This window comes from Photobacterium sp. MCCC 1A19761 (genome assembly GCF_037389125.1).
Lineage (GTDB): Bacteria > Pseudomonadota > Gammaproteobacteria > Enterobacterales > Vibrionaceae > Photobacterium.
Genome location: NZ_JAZGTF010000002.1, coordinates 162,665 through 178,051 on the forward strand (window position 1 = coordinate 162,665; position 15,387 = coordinate 178,051).

12 protein-coding genes are annotated in these 15,387 nt (G+C 53.6%); 9 read left to right on the forward strand and 3 right to left on the reverse strand.

The window, feature by feature from the left end:
* Position 1: 1 nt before the first annotated feature.
* The gene (locus VV869_RS03420) at positions 2 to 190 is read right to left on the reverse strand and encodes a DUF4250 domain-containing protein (protein WP_261600220.1); all 189 of its coding nucleotides are present in this window, start codon (positions 188 to 190) and stop codon (positions 2 to 4) included.
* A 198-nt stretch (positions 191 to 388) separates the two neighbouring features.
* Positions 389 to 1,060: a hypothetical protein gene (locus VV869_RS03425; protein WP_337733589.1), complete on the reverse strand. Its 672-nt coding sequence runs from the start codon at positions 1,058 to 1,060 to the stop codon at positions 389 to 391.
* Positions 1,061 to 1,367: 307 nt separating this feature from the next.
* Between VV869_RS03425 and VV869_RS03430 the strand changes: the two genes are divergently transcribed.
* The 4 genes from VV869_RS03430 to glpC all read left to right on the forward strand — a co-directional run bounded on the left by VV869_RS03430 (position 1,368) and on the right by glpC (position 7,042).
* Positions 1,368 to 2,540, forward strand: a complete 1,173-nt coding sequence (locus VV869_RS03430; RefSeq protein ID WP_337733590.1) for a GGDEF domain-containing protein — start codon at positions 1,368 to 1,370, stop codon at positions 2,538 to 2,540.
* Positions 2,541 to 2,748: 208 nt separating this feature from the next.
* Positions 2,749 to 4,491, forward strand: coding sequence for an anaerobic glycerol-3-phosphate dehydrogenase subunit A (gene glpA / locus VV869_RS03435; RefSeq protein WP_337733591.1), 1,743 nt, complete (start codon positions 2,749 to 2,751; stop codon positions 4,489 to 4,491).
* On the forward strand, positions 4,488 to 5,831 hold the full coding sequence (gene glpB / locus VV869_RS03440; RefSeq protein WP_337733592.1) for a glycerol-3-phosphate dehydrogenase subunit GlpB: 1,344 nt from the start codon (positions 4,488 to 4,490) through the stop codon (positions 5,829 to 5,831). The genes glpA and glpB overlap by 4 nt, the downstream gene beginning before the upstream one ends.
* Complete coding sequence (gene glpC, locus VV869_RS03445) at positions 5,828 to 7,042, forward strand: anaerobic glycerol-3-phosphate dehydrogenase subunit GlpC (protein WP_337733593.1); 1,215 nt, start codon at positions 5,828 to 5,830, stop codon at positions 7,040 to 7,042. Before glpB ends, glpC begins: the two co-directional genes overlap by 4 nt.
* Before the next feature lie 87 nt (positions 7,043 to 7,129).
* Here glpC and VV869_RS03450 read toward each other — a convergent pair whose 3' ends face one another.
* Complete coding sequence (locus VV869_RS03450; RefSeq protein WP_337733594.1) at positions 7,130 to 8,365, reverse strand: MFS transporter; 1,236 nt, start codon at positions 8,363 to 8,365, stop codon at positions 7,130 to 7,132.
* Positions 8,366 to 8,467: 102 nt separating this feature from the next.
* Here VV869_RS03450 and VV869_RS03455 point away from each other — a divergent pair, with 102 nt between their 5' ends.
* The 5 genes from VV869_RS03455 (at position 8,468) to VV869_RS03475 (ending at position 14,303) form a co-directional block, all read left to right on the forward strand.
* The gene (locus VV869_RS03455) at positions 8,468 to 9,340 is read left to right on the forward strand and encodes a LysR family transcriptional regulator (RefSeq protein ID WP_337733595.1); all 873 of its coding nucleotides are present in this window, start codon (positions 8,468 to 8,470) and stop codon (positions 9,338 to 9,340) included.
* Between the two features lie 246 nt (positions 9,341 to 9,586).
* Complete coding sequence (gene dcuC / locus VV869_RS03460; protein WP_337733596.1) at positions 9,587 to 10,939, forward strand: anaerobic C4-dicarboxylate transporter DcuC; 1,353 nt, start codon at positions 9,587 to 9,589, stop codon at positions 10,937 to 10,939.
* Positions 10,940 to 11,241: 302 nt separating this feature from the next.
* On the forward strand, positions 11,242 to 12,792 hold the full coding sequence (locus VV869_RS03465; RefSeq protein ID WP_337733597.1) for a methyl-accepting chemotaxis protein: 1,551 nt from the start codon (positions 11,242 to 11,244) through the stop codon (positions 12,790 to 12,792).
* Between the two features lie 245 nt (positions 12,793 to 13,037).
* Positions 13,038 to 13,550, forward strand: coding sequence for a ClbS/DfsB family four-helix bundle protein (locus VV869_RS03470; RefSeq protein WP_337733598.1), 513 nt, complete (start codon positions 13,038 to 13,040; stop codon positions 13,548 to 13,550).
* Between the two features lie 360 nt (positions 13,551 to 13,910).
* A complete protein-coding gene (locus VV869_RS03475; RefSeq protein WP_337733599.1) occupies positions 13,911 to 14,303 on the forward strand; it encodes a DUF3224 domain-containing protein in 393 nt (130 codons plus the stop codon).
* The last annotated feature ends 1,084 nt before the right edge of the window (positions 14,304 to 15,387 follow it).

Sequence of the window (15,387 nt, forward strand, 5' to 3'; positions counted from 1 at the left end):
CTTATTTATACTGATTCGAGATGGGATCATAGCGAAAGCCCAATGATTCCATCTTGTCGTTTAACTCGTCGTAATCCAGTTCATAACGGCTGACCAGGTCATCAATCGACGAGCATTCCAGCCGCAGCTTCTCATTGACAATACCCAGCACGATATTGCCATCCATCTTCAACAAGTTTGTAATTTCCATGCTTCCCCCTGACCGAAACGACTTCAGTGACTCTCAGTAAGCATAGTCATTGTTGCTGTTGCTGGCCTGGTCACAAAACCTGCCGCGTTCCCTAACAACAGAGAAAGCACGGGTGCAGATCCTGAAACATACAACTTCAAATACAACATGAGCGCCATCTGGCGCTCATGTTCATCGAATCGGGTGTTGTATTCACGGCTAAATAAATGCCAGCTGCAAACTACCGGAAGCAGCCAACAGCAGTGAGGCCGCCAGCAGTTGCCAGCGATTGACCGTTTTGGTCAGCAAGAGATGCCCGGCCCAGACCAGCAGTGACAACACCAGCAGCACCAGCGCGCCAATCACATTGTTCACCAGAAGATCCAACTGCGTCTCATCCAGCCCGGACAATGCCCACAGCATCGTCAGGATACTCAGCATTGCGCTGACAAAACCGGTAAACGGCAGGATCCGGTGAAACGCCTGCAACCGGGTCCGGGCCTGGGTCAGCAGCAAATGCGCCAGGGAAGCACCGAACAGCGGAACTGCCATCAGGCTGAGCATCATTTCCGGTACATCCATCGAAGGCAACAACCAGAGCCAGCTCAGGACCGCCAGCACATCGGCAGCATATAAAACCTTCAACGGACCCGCATCCCGGGTTTTACCGGTTTTCACCTGGAACGTGAAGTAGCTCAGTGTCAGCAGCGGCAAAATAGCGATAGGATGGCTCGCAACGGCCAGCAGCCACCCCACCAGCAGTACCGGTAACGTTTTGTGAACCCGACCACGCTGGCCCGGGCAAATTTCACCTTTGGTCAGCACCAGCGTCAGAATGAATTGCGCCCCGAGTAACGCAGGCACCAGAAATGTTAAATAACCTGTAAACATGAAGGAATCAGCACTATGAAAAACCGGCCGCCATCATAACAAGTTCCCTTCGATTTTGCATAATCGCGCATCTTTCTCATACCGCTTTCGGATTCGTAAATCCTCGAGCTGGTGCACAGAAAAACCACCTTTAATCTGGATCAGTATCACGGTTTACAAACCCAAGCTGTAGAATAATTACCCAGATAAACACGGACAAATTGTGTTGTTTTTCAAAGTAAAATCATCCAGATAACTCATAACCTCTGTCATCAAGTGCCGTCACCCGGTGCCAATCGGGGCGACAGCAACCAAGCCGGCGAAAGGAATGCAAGAGAATCAAGAGCAACTGATTAAGACACTGAAACTTTACGTTCCGGATCTCTGGAGCGCCAGCGCCCACAGTGCCAGCTTCCAACATACCCGTAGTGGTTACTTACGTAACCGTGTCTCGATGTTGTGCATGGTCTGGGGAGTACTCATTGTTCTTTGGGCGCCGTTCGACCTGTTTTTCCTGCCCGAACACCAAGGTGTACCAGCCGCCATCGCCCGCGTTGTCCTCGGGTTGTTCCTGTTTACCATTGCCAAGGTGAATAACCGACAAACTTCGCTCCACAAAGCCCAATGGTGCATGGCCCTGATGGTCTTCGGGCTGAACGTGTTTTATCTCTACACCATGCAGATCCTGAATTATCCGGAGGTCTCCAGCGGATTTGAGTATGGCTATACCTTATTACCCATCCTTCACGTCGCCATCCTGACCATTTTGCCGGTAACCCTCAAGGAAAGTCTGGGCCTGCTGGCGATGACGGCAATCACCCAGATTTACGTCGGATTCCAGACCGAGCGCCTGTTTACTCCGGAGCATATCGCCGATCTCTGGTTGCAGAATGTCCTCGCCCTGATGGTGATTTGGTCCCAGCTGTCCAAGCTCTATATGCTGATGCGTCTTTACCGACAGGCGACGCTTGACCCGCTGACCGGGATATACAACCGCCGGATGCTGCTGCAGCTGGCACAGAAATCATTAAAATCCTGCGAAGCCAAAGATGCGCCCTTCTCTATCCTGTTGTTCGATATTGATCGGTTTAAACGGATTAATGATACCTGGGGCCACAGCGCCGGCGATAAAGTCCTGCGCGGTTTTGCCGATTTCATGCAAACGCAGATCCGGAAAACGGACCTGTTCGGTCGTTATGGCGGGGAAGAATTCATTCTCTTTCTGCCGCGCTGTAACGGCGAGATGGCTGAGAAAATTGCCGAACGCATGCTCACTTCGATTCGCCAGCTGGAATTGCCCTCAGGCTACGACGACTCCACACTCAAAATTACCACCAGTATCGGCATCGCCACCAACTCGGGGAGCGATACCCTCTCGTCCCTGATCGAGCGTGCCGACCGCGCGCTGTATGAATGTAAAGATTCCGGCCGCGACTGCTGCCGATTCCATCACGTCGGGCACCTGTACCTCGGGGATGAGCGTCGACGAGCTATGGCCTGATCCACAACGAACATCTTCATCGTTCAAAACAGCGCCCTTGGGCGCTTTTTTGTTATCTGCGCATCAAAATTACGCGATAACAACCTTCGTTCGCTCACCATATGGTTCAGATCAAATAATTCCCTTACTTTTCGTGTCATATTGGGCCCATAAAACAAGGAATCAAACTCATTCCTCGGTCATAGACAATAAATAAGCGAATACGAACATGACAAGTTGGTTTGAAACGGAAGTTGTAATTATCGGCGGCGGTGCCACCGGAACCGGGATCATGCGCGACTGTGCCCTGCGCGGGATCCGCTGCATCCTCATTGAACGAGATGACCTGGCGTCCGGCACCACCGGACGCAATCACGGCCTGCTGCACTCCGGTGCTCGCTATGCGGTCACCGATCAGGAATCGGCCCGTGAGTGCATTCAGGAAAACCGGATCCTGAAAAAAATCGCCCGCCACTGTGTCGAAGACACTCAGGGGCTGTTCATTTCATTGCCGGAAGACGATCTGGATTTCCAGGCACAGTTCATCACAGCCTGCCGACAAGCGGACATCGATGTCGAACAACTCGATCCGGAACAGGCGCTGGCGCTGGAACCCAATTGTAATCCGGCGCTGATTGGTGCGGTCAAAGTACCGGACGGCACGCTGGACCCATTTCGTCTGGCCGCCGCCAACATGCTCGATGCCACCGAGCACGGGGCGCGCCTGATGAACCACACTCAGGTCACCGGCCTGATCCGCGACGGTGATACCGTCAAAGGGGTCAATTGCCTCAACCTGCGTACCGGAGAGCATATTGCGATCTACGCCAAGCAGGTGATCAACGCCGCCGGGATCTGGGGACAACAGATCTGCGAATACGGCGATTTGTCGCTCAAGATGTTCCCGGCCAAAGGATCGCTGCTGATCCTCGACTACCGGATCAACAACCGGGTGATCAACCGCTGCCGGAAACCGTCCGATGCCGATATTCTGGTGCCGGGCGATACCATCTCGTTGATCGGCACTACATCCGAGCGCATTGATTACGCCGACATCGACAATCTTCAGGTCACGCCCGAAGAAATCGATATTCTGCTGGAAGAAGGCACCAAACTCGCGCCGATCATGGCCAATGCCCGGGTGTTGCGGGCCTATGCCGGGGTCCGGCCGCTCGTCGCGGTCGATGGCGACAGCAGCGGGCGCAATATCAGCCGGGGTATCGTGCTGCTCGATCATGCCGAACGTGACGGTATGAACGGCCTGATCACCATCACCGGCGGCAAGCTAATGACCTACCGGATGATGGCAGAATGGGCCACCGATATGGTGGCGAAAAAGCTCGGCAACACCCAGCCCTGCACCACCCACCTGCAACCCCTGCCCGGTTCGGAACAACCGGCGGCCAAACCGAAAACGACGGCCAGTCTGGCCAAACCGGTCTATCAGTCGGCCATTTATCGCCACGGCGAACGGGCGAAACAGTTCCTGAAAAATGACAAACAGCGCCAGGCGGTGATCTGCGAATGCGAAATGGTGACCTGCGGCGAAGTCGAGTACGCCATCAAATCGCTGGATGTCCATAACCTGGTTGATCTGCGCCGCCGGACCCGCGTCGGCATGGGCCCTTGCCAGGGTGAACTCTGCGCTTACCGGGCCGCCGGGCTGTTTACCGAATTCGGCTCGAATTCGGGTAACCAGGCCAGCCACCTGCTGCATGAGTTTCTGGAAGAGCGCTGGAAAGGGATCAAGCCGGTGTTCTGGGGCGATGCCCTGCGCGAAAGCGAATTTACCTATTGGATCTATGAGGGGCTGTTCGGCCTCAGCGACTTGCCGGAACGCCCTTCGGCAACTGGCACTTGCGGTGAAGCGGCGCCGAACCACGACAGCATCAATCACAGCAATGACAGCAATACCGGCAGCAATAACGCCAATCGTCCCCGTCCGCACTCAACTGAGGAGGTCGCACCATGAGATTTGACAGCATCATTATCGGCGGCGGTGTCGCCGGCCTCAGTTGTGCCATTCGCTGCGCCGAAGCGGGATTAAAAACGGCAGTGATTGCCGCCGGGCAAAGTGCGCTACACTTTTCTTCCGGCTCCATCGATCTGCTCAGCCAGTTGCCGGACGGCACCCGCGTCTCCCAGCCGTTCGCGGCCTTCGACGCTTTGCGTGAGCAAAGTCCGGGCCACCCGTACAGCTTGCTGGGCAAAGACACCGTCTTTGAAGCGCTCCAATGGTATCAGGCCATGATGGCCACCTGCGGGGTTCAGTTACAAGCGCAGCCGGATATGAGCAACCACCTGCGGCTCACGCCGATGGGTACCTTCCGTCCGACCTGGCTGTCACAGCAAACGGTGCATCCTTTTCCACTGACCGCCCCGGCGCAAGGGCTGAGCCGGATCGCCTTGATCACACTGGAAGGGTTCCGCGATTTTCAGCCGCAACTGGCAGCCGATAACCTCCGCCGCCTGCCGGCGTTCGATGGCGTTGAGATACATACCGACGCCATCACCCTGCCAGGGTTTGACACCATGCTGCGCAACCCGTGCGAGTTTCGCTCGATTGATATCTCCCGGGTCTTACGGGACACCGCCAAGCTGCATGAATTTGCCAAAGCCCTGATCCAGCAAGTGGGCCAGGCTGATCTGGTGGTGTTGCCAGCCATTTTCGGCAACGGCGATGGAGCCGCCACCCTCAAGCTGCTGGAAGGCCTGACCGGCTGCCGGATTTGCGAGCTGCCGACCATGCCGCCGTCGCTGCTGGGGATCCGGCTGGAAGAAGCAATGAAAACACACTTCCAGGCTTTGGGCGGACTCCTGCTCAAAGGTGATGAAGTCACCGGAGGCGAGTTTAAAGACGGCCGCCTGCAGCGGATCTACACCAAGCATCATCAGGATATGCCGCTGGTTGCCAATCAATTTCTGATCGCCAGCGGCAGCTTTTTCAGCCGGGGGCTCCATGCGGATCGCAATCAGATCCAAGAGCCGGTTTTCGGGCTGGAGATGGCTGACATCCCGGATCGCAGCCATTGGTATCAGCGGGAGTTCTTTGGCCCCGGCAGCCATCCCTATCTGAAAATGGGCGTTGTGTGTAACCAACACCTGCAACCGGCAATCAACGGCCAGACCATCGGCAATCTCTACTGTGCCGGTGCCCTGCTTGCTCACTATGACCCGGTCACCGAAGGCTGCGGCAGTGGCGTCGCGATCAGTACCGGCTATTTCGCTGCTGAACAAATGATCGCCGCTATCCGGACCAATCCAGGCACAGCCGACGAAACAAACGAACAAACAAAGAGGGTTTTCCTATGAGCCTGCCGCGCAAAGACACCAGTTTTGATCAATGCATCAAATGCACCGTGTGTACCGTGTACTGCCCGGTGGCCAAAGCCAACCCAGAGTATCCGGGTCCGAAACAGTGTGGCCCCGACGGCGAACGGCTGCGGATCAAAAGCCCGGAATTTTACGACGAAGCCCTCAAGCTGTGTACCAACTGCAAGCGATGCGAAACTGCCTGTCCATCCGGGGTGAAAATCGGCGATCTGATCGCTGTGGCCCGGGATGAGCACGCTAAAAAGCCGCTGAGCATTAAAACCATCCGGGATTTCGTGCTGAGCCACACCGATCTGATGGGTTCTGCGGCCACACCGTTTGCGCCGATCATCAACACCATGACCGGTCTGCAGCCGGTGAAACAAGCCATGCACCACACCATCGGCGTCGACCAGCGCAAGACCCTGCCGAAATATGCCCATGGCACGTTCCGGCGCTGGTACAAACAAAACTGTACCAGTCAGGCGCTCTATCCCCGACAGGTGCATTACTTCCACGGCTGCTATGTCAATTACAACTACCCGCAACTGGGCAAAGATCTGGTGAAGGTGATGAACGCCATGAGCATCGGCGTCCAGTTACTCGACAAAGAAAAATGCTGCGGCGTTCCCCTGATTGCCAACGGCTTTTTCGACAAGGCGCGAAAAAACGCCCGACTGAACGTCAGCAGCTTTCAAGCCGCTGTTGAGAAATATGACGCACCGATCATTTCGACCTCATCAACTTGTGCTCTGACCTTGAAAGATGAATATCCGCAGGTGCTGAAAGTGGATAACAGTCAGGTGGCCAGCCATATTGAGTTCGTTACCCGCTTTTTACTCAAGGAATGCATGAACGGCAATTTGCCGAAGCTCAAGCCGATCAACAAAAAGGTGGTCTACCACACCCCGTGTCACCTGGAGAAAAGCGGCGGCAGTCTCTACACCATTGAGCTGTTGAAGCAAATTCCGGGATTGGATCTGGTCGTACTCGACAGTCAGTGCTGCGGCCTTGCCGGCACTTACGGCTATAAAGTCGAAAACTATGAAACATCGATGGCGATTGGTCATCCGCTGTTTAACCAAATCCAACGGGAACGTGCCGACTTTGCCGTTACCGATTGCGAAACCTGCAAATGGCAGATTGAAGAGAACACCGGTCTGGAAGCCCTGCATCCGGTCTCTTTGCTCGCCATGGCTCTGGCCGATTAATCGACCCCACCCACACAAACGCCGCAGCTGAGCTGCGGCGTTTGTGTTCGTTTTGATGTTTGTAACAATGCCCGGAGCACAGCGCTGTCACGCAGAGTGCGAATTGCCCTGCGCCGGATGAACAGTCTCTTCCCCGATGGGCGCGACATGCTGACTCACCCCAATCAACCGGAACGCCAGCAGATAGAGCACCACATAGAGCACACTGCCGCCCGCCAGGACCCCGGACCAGCCCCAGTATTCCCAGCACGCCACCAGGAAGAAGCCGCCCAGGCTCCCCCCGGCATAGTAATGCACCAGATACAGCGCCGTGGCGGTGGCCTTCGCTTGTGTCGCTTTCTGGCTGACCCAGGCATACGCCAGCGAATGGGTGAAGAAAGCCCCGGAGCTGATCAGCATTAACCCCGTCAACATCGCCGGGATCGATTCCCACGCGGCCACCCACATGCCGGCCATGCTGATTGTGGTGCCCAGCAACATGCCGGTCACCGGGTTATAGGACAGCGTCCACCGACCGCTCAGTTTCGCCGTCACGCTCCCGCCCAGATAACAGAGAAAGATCATCGAGGCCAAACTCACCGGGATCAGGTAAGGTGCAGCGACCAACCGGAAGCCCATGACGGTGTACAAATTCACAAACAAGGCAAAATTCACCCCACCAATCAGCATCGCATAACGCAACACGGGCTGGCGAAAATGCTGGAAAACACTGCGGGTATGCATGCCCAGTTGCCCTTTGCTGGCGACAAAATGCTGCTGAGGCGGCAGCAAGCGCCACACGATCACCGCCACCAGCAAACTAAATCCGGCCATCCCGATCACCGCCGTTTGCCAGCCCCAGTGATCGGCTACAAATCCACCCGCCAGTCGCCCGACAATACCGCCGAGCGAGTTCGCACTAATATAACCACCGACGGCCACCACTAAAGCACGCGGGGTAAACTCTTCCGCCATATAAGCTACGGCGACCGCCGCAAATCCGGCCAACGAAGCGCCCATCAGCGCCCGGCCGATACTCAGCCACACCAGATCCTCCGCAGCCAGCATCAACAATCCGACCACCGGTAACAAAAACAGGCTGAGCAGCATGACTTGTCGCCGACCTATCACTTCCGAGCCCACCGCCCACGGCACCAACGTCAGCGCCAGTGCCAGGGTACTGGCGGCGAGTAACCAGTTCACTTCCGTGGCTGTGGCCGAGAATGTTTCTACCATCAGCGGCAGCATCGGCTGAAACAGGTATAAGTTACAGAAAATCAGGAAAGAGCCGAGAGCCAATGCGAAGCTGGCGCGTCGATACGCAGGGGTTTTTAAATCGATCATCCGATGCAGCCTGGTTAAAGTGACTGTGAAAACAGTAGCAATCCACCTGCAATAATGAAAATATATTAAAAATATGGAGATGATAAACAGAATTTATAGCCGATGGATATCCGCCAACTGACCTACTTCGTCACCCTCGCCGAAACCAAAAACTTTACCCGCGCGGCTGAACAACTGCACATCGCTCAACCAGCACTGAGCATCGCGATCAAGAAGCTCGAGCACCAACTGGATCTGGCCTTGGTTCAGCGCAACGAGCGCAAGGTCGCCCTGACCCATGAAGGCGAGGTGCTGCTTGAGCATGCGAAGCTGATCCTGCAACAGGTCAACGATGCCAACGTTGCGATGGCTGAACTCAAAGGCCTGGAGAAAGGCGAAGTACGACTCGGCCTGCCCAGTATGCTGGGGTCGTATTATTTTCCCGAAATCCTGATGGGGTTTAAGAGCCGCTATCCGAACCTGAAACTCACCATTGTCGAGGCCGGCACCCAATCCATTCGCCGCATGCTCATCAGCGGCGAGCTCGACCTCGGCATTATCCAGAATGCCGAGGTGCCCGACAGCCTGGAAACCGAGCACTTGTTGCGGTCGCAAATGGTTGCCGTTGTCAGCCCGGAGCACCCCTTCGCCAAGCGCAAAACAATTCCGTTCGACGCTTTCTTTCAGCAAGAACTGGTGATGTTCAAAACCGGCTATTTTCACCGTGAGTTTATCGACGAAGTCTGCCACCAGTATCAACTGCGCCCGAAGATCGCGTTTGAAACGAATCTGCTGCCGATGATCCTGAAAATCGTACGCAACGATTTCGCGATCACCGCTCTGCTGGAAATGGTCACCCAGCATGAATCAGGGTTGGTGCCCATTCCCTTTGCCGAGCCGGTTTACCTGGATATTTCGATGGCCTGGCGTAAAAACGGTTACCTCTCCGTGGCCGATCGCGCGTTTATGGAGTACGTCAAGCAACATGGTCACTAAACGGGCCGGCATGTGCCACAGCCAATTCTTTACAGGCATCAAACAGCATTTTTCCATGCTGTTTTCACCTAATTCACAGACAATCAAAGCCCAACAAAAATACTGTTTTAGATCATGATAGCTTCAGTTATGTATCGAGCATCAGGTTAAATACGGGTAAATTCCCCCATACAAAGTGCGTATTAAAGTATTTATGAAAACGCACAATAACTCACCAACTGTATGACGTTGATAAGGGGATTATTCATGCTGGAACTCATCATTGGCCTCATCGTCGCCGGGATTGTCGGCCGGTATATATTCAAAGGTTATACGGCCACTGGCGTGCTGTTAACCGGGGGGATTCTACTGCTGGCCATCAGTGCCGCAATGAACAAGGCCGTGCTGCCGGCCGATGTCGCATCCACCGGCAATGCGGTCACGGATGTATTTGAATATATTAAATATTTGCTGATGTACCGTGCCGGTGGCCTGGGCATGATGATCATGGTGTTGTGTGGTTTTGCCGCCTATATGACCAAGATTGGTGCCAACGACATGGTCGTGAAAATGGCATCCAAGCCACTGAGATTCATCAAATCCCCTTATGTCCTGATGGTCGCGGCTTACTTTGTCGCCTGCCTGATGTCGCTGGCGGTCTCCTCGGCAACCGGTCTTGGAGTGTTGCTGATGGCGACCCTGTTCCCGCTGATGGTGAACATGGGGATCAGCCGTGGCGCGGCCGCGGCGATTTGTGCCTCCCCGGCTGCCATTATCCTGTCTCCGACTTCCGGGGATGTGGTGATTGCCGCCGAGTCTTCCGGCATGGAACTGATTGATTTTGCGTTCAAGACCACCCTGCCGATTTCCATCGTCGCGATTATCGCCATGGCGCTGGCACATTACTTCTGGCAACGTCATTTGGATCAGAAAGAAGGCATCAGCCACGAAACCCTGGATGTCAAAGAAATCACCGTCGACGCGCCGAAGTTCTTCTGCATTCTGCCGTTCACACCGATCATTGGGGTACTGCTGTTTAACGGGACACTGCTGCCCGAGCTGCATATTGTCACGATTCTGGTGATCTGCATGTTCCTGGCAGCCTTGATTGAACTCGTTCGCCATCGCCGCGCCAATGCTGTTTTTGACGGACTGGATGCGGCTTATCACGGCATGGCCGAGGCTTTCTCCGGCGTCGTGATGCTGCTGATCGCCGCCGGGGTATTTGCGCAGGGCCTGAAATCCGTCGGCTTTATCGACAACCTGCTGCATCTGGCTGAAATGGCCGGAACCGGCGGCGTGTTCCTGATGATCCTATTGGTCGGGATCACCACCATTGCTGCCATTACCACCGGTTCCGGTAACGCACCTTTCTATGCCTTTGTTGAGCTGATCCCAAGCCTGGCGGCAAAAATGGGGATTAACCCGGCATATCTGGTGATCCCGATGCTGCAAGCATCGAATCTGGGCCGCACCGTTTCGCCGGTCTCCGGGGTTGTGGTCGCCTGCTCCGGGATGGCACAGCTGTCGCCGTTTGAAGTGGTCAAACGCACCTCCGTGCCGGTGCTGGTCGGCGTGGTCGTGGTTATTCTTGCCACCCAAGTGATGGTTCCGGCATAACCGCTGCCTCCCTACCTCAATCTGCCTGAGCAAAGCCCACCGTGTGTGGGCTTTGCTGTGAATACGTAGCGTGATTGATCTGCCTAAACACATTTTCGCCATAAATTTCACTGATTTTTCAAACCCACTTCAATCATCACACTATCTTGTCGCCTCTATCTAATTGAATTCTCTCCCGACTTTAGCCGCAACAGCATTCTCTGGGGGAATTATCGTGTTACAATTAACCTCATCCATTCATACTCTATTAATAATTATATTGGTTACGCGTCAATGGATAGCGATTGAGGCAAAGGTATTTCATGAACAATCAACGTCAGGCAACCCAATACGAGATTAAACTCGCCCAGGGCGACCAACTGGTCACCACCACAAATTTACAAGGCGTAATCACCTACGCCAACGACGATTTTATCGCGGTCAGCGGCTACTCGGCTGAAGAATTAATTGGCCAGCACCACAACATTATTCGCCATTCGGATATGCCGCCACAGGCGTTCGCCGATTTATGGCAACACCTGAAAGCAGAGCAGCCCTGGCGCGGGATGGTCAAAAACCGCTGTAAAGACGGCCGCTATTACTGGGTCGATGCCTATGTCACGCCGATTTATGACAATAACCGCATTTCAGGCTATCAATCGGTGCGCAGAAAACCGAGTGATGCCCTGATCCAAACCGCGACCACGGTGTATCAGCAACTGAACCAGAAGAAGCAACCATCAGCCGGTTCACTCTCGGCCAACCTGAAGTTCCCCCTGGCGCTGTTGTGTACCTTGCTGACTCTAGCTGCCAGTTATTCCCTGCCGGAGAGCATCAGAGCGTTCAGCGCCCTGGCCCCGTTGTGTTTTCTCAGCCTGATCTATCGTCAGGAGCTGTTCATCACCCCAAAATTCTGTGCCCGATTGGCCAGTCAGTATGACAGCCTGACCCGAGTCATCTATAGCGGCAACGCCCAGGCGTCCATTGCTGATTTTCACCTCCAGCTGAATCGGGCCAAAATGCACACGGTTCTCGGCCGGATCGAAGATACTGGCCATACCCTGAAAGATGTGGCCGATGCCATGCAGGACGCTTCATCCTCAACCAAAGCTTCCATTGCTCAGCAGGATCAGGACACCCATACCATTGCATCCGCCATTACCCAGCTAACGACAGTGTCGGGTGAAATTGCACAAAATACCCAGCTCACCGCCGATAAAGTCGCTGCGGCGCAAAATCAGTGTCAGGAAACCACCCGCGCGCTCAATGCGGCCCAGACCACAATTCATGAATTGGCACAAGAAACCCGGGCATCAGCTGAAACCGCCCGCTCTCTGGCCAATATTTCCGCGCAAATTGAAACCATGATGATTGAAATTCAGGGCATTGCCGAGCAAACCAACCTGCTGGCACTCAACGCAGCCATAGAAGCAGCCCGGGCCGGAGAGCAAGGGCGTGGTTTTGCGGTGGTTGCCGACGAAGTCCGGGCACTGTCGCAACGCACCCATGGTGCCACCGAAAAAATGCAGGTCAGCATTGGGGAAATTCAGGTTGCCTTGAACCAATGGCAAGCCCGAACCGGACAAACCACAGAGAAAACCAACCTGTGCGTCGAGAACACCGAAGCCACAGCGCAACGGATCCGCGATGTGTTTCGCATGATTGACGACATCGCCAGTATTTCTGCACAAATCGCCACGGCGGCTGAAGAGCAAGGGTTGGTCTCAAAAGATATCTGCCAAAACATCACCCAAATCTCAGCATCTTCCAGCGAGAACCTGATCCAGGTGGAGAAGATTGAAGCTTCATCCCGCCTGATGAATCAAAAGGTTCAGATGCTGGAAGGGTTGGCAAAATCCTTCGGCGAGTCCTAATCGCGCTGCCGTCCCTAAGTCCGACGACCACGCCGTCATCGACAGGGAGCCAACCGGCTCCCTGCTTTTCACAGTCGTTTCACCCGATCTGAGATGCCCCCCGCACGAACGGTCTTCCAGCGATCTGGCATCAGCGATTCATGATGCAACACATTGCGATTGCAACCACGTCTTGGCTTAATGCTGACTAAGCATCCAAGCGCAGCGAGTCAGTCCCGCCATCGCGCACGTGAACGGAGAAAACGATGTCCTCTGTCCCCCAGTCTAAAGAAGCACTGATACAAGCAATCGAGACGATCTTTCCCAAGCTGATGGCCGATTACCGCTCTATTCCGGCTCACCTGGCGCGAGAGCGAGGCGTCGAGGGCAATATCAAAGGCACCCAAATCAGTGTCTGTGATACGGTGGCCTACCTGATTGGCTGGGGAAAGTTAGTGTTAAAATGGCATCGCCTCACGGCACAAGGACAGCCGGTGGATTTTCCGGAGACCGGTTACCAATGGAATCAGCTGGGATTACTCGCCACACATTTTCATCAGCAATACAACGACTGGCCCTATGGCGCGCTGCTCACCGAGCTTGAGCACACCGTCCATGAGATCTTGGCGCTGATCGCAGGCCTCAGCAATCAAGACCTCTATGAAACCCCGTGGTACCAACAATGGACGTTGGGCCGGATGATTCAGTTCAACACATCCTCCCCCATGAAAAACATGCGGACCAAAGTCCGGCGGTTTAAGAAAGCCAATGGATTGTGACCAGATCTATCAGAGACGCAACTGCACCCGATTAAGACCAAACTCAAAAGCCGATTATCCGAACACACCTAGGCATTTTCGAGACCGATTTTGCTTGCTTTGTGCACCATCAATTCATATATCTTATTGATCATAAAGGTTATTCTTCTGGTTTTCGGGGTATCCGAATCCTCGTTAAATCACAATGCTGACTTTGCGCAAATGAATTCAAGGTAGACGAGAATATTTTGGTGATCTAACCAATTGAAGGTGATTACGTTTTGTGGCTATAGTATGCAACGGAGACCAATGTGGTAGCTGCGTGAAACCAAGCATGCTGCACAATAGGCTGTTATGCCTTTTATCATACGTGGAGAGTTTATGAAAATTACAGGGAAGTTTGATGTAGCACTTGAACCAATGGAAACCTTTGCAAAAGGTGTCGAAGGCTCAAACCTTGGTCGCATGTCTATAAGTAAAGTTTTTCATGGTGAGTTATCAGCAGATAGTAAAGGTGAAATGCTTAATGTGATGACTTCTATAAAAGGGTCAGCTGGTTATGTTGCGATTGAACAAGTTGTGGGTTCAGTTTCAGGTGAACAGGGCAGCTTCGTACTGCAACACTACGGAATTATGTCAGGAGGTACTGACAGACTCACACTTGAAGTGGTGCCGGATTCTGGTACAGGAGAGTTAGTTGGTCTAACCGGTAAAATGGCTATAAGAATTGAAAATGGTCAGCACTACTATGACTTCGAATACACAAAGGTATAACAAACGACTATGGCGTCAATAATTAAATTCACTCTGGTTTTTTTCCCACCTGACGCCATCTCGCAGCATCGCATTGAGGATGACAACTATCTACCTGACACAGGACATCCCCCCGAAAAAAACAGCAACACAAATCGCTACGGCGTCATTAATTGAGGGGAAGCCCATGTCATCCGTTAGACTGAAAAGTGACAACAACCACGGTCGAGGTCGTCCCTTTATGTTTTTTCGTAAACGAGGCTGTCTTGCTTTCGTACTGCCCATCCTGTTAACGGGATGTAGTACTTCTCTGCATGGTTCATTTGCAGCGACCAGTTACATTGATAAGAGCGCAGGGAAAAGCCCCAAAGCAATCGGGCCAGTGAGGGGTGAAAGCTGTCAAACGAGGGTTCTGTATTTGTTTCCAGTGGGTCCGGCAACGTCAACCAGCGAGGCAATCCAAGCAGCCAAGAAGCATCATAAGGGGACAAACTATATTGCGGACATCTCGATAGACGATCGAACAAACTGGAAATTCGGATATTCGGTACAGTGCATTACCGTCGATGCCATTGCTTATTGAGAGTTAGCTTGATTGCTTCGCTGCCAGGTCACCAATAACTGGTAAGTTTTCCCTACTAAAGTCTCGATAAAATTCACTCTTTTGTCATGTGCGAGACCTTAACCATAAAGAGCTTAAGGTCTTGTTTGTGGTCTGCAACGAAACCTCTCCCCCTGCCACAGAAATTGATGTTTTCCCCACTGAACATGGTAAACTCATGCCCCTTTTGAGATGAGTACTCGGTTGCCGGAAGTTTCAGCAGCCGAATAAACGAAAATCAGCGCCTGTCGTACCGGCACGCCAGAACATCAATGGTTAAGCCGCAACTGATGGTGGTCACGGATAGAAAGCCGTGGCAAACCCGCCATACTGTAAGCTGGCCGGATGTTCTCTGCAGGGGCAATTTCCGACATACGCCAATCAACAGGGGCATTCATATGCAACAGCAATTGACAATATCCGGGTGTTTGGGTGAGTGAGCACACCCAACGCAGCGACACCGCTGCCCCTACAAGAAGGCAAGAATGCCCCCAATATGCCCCT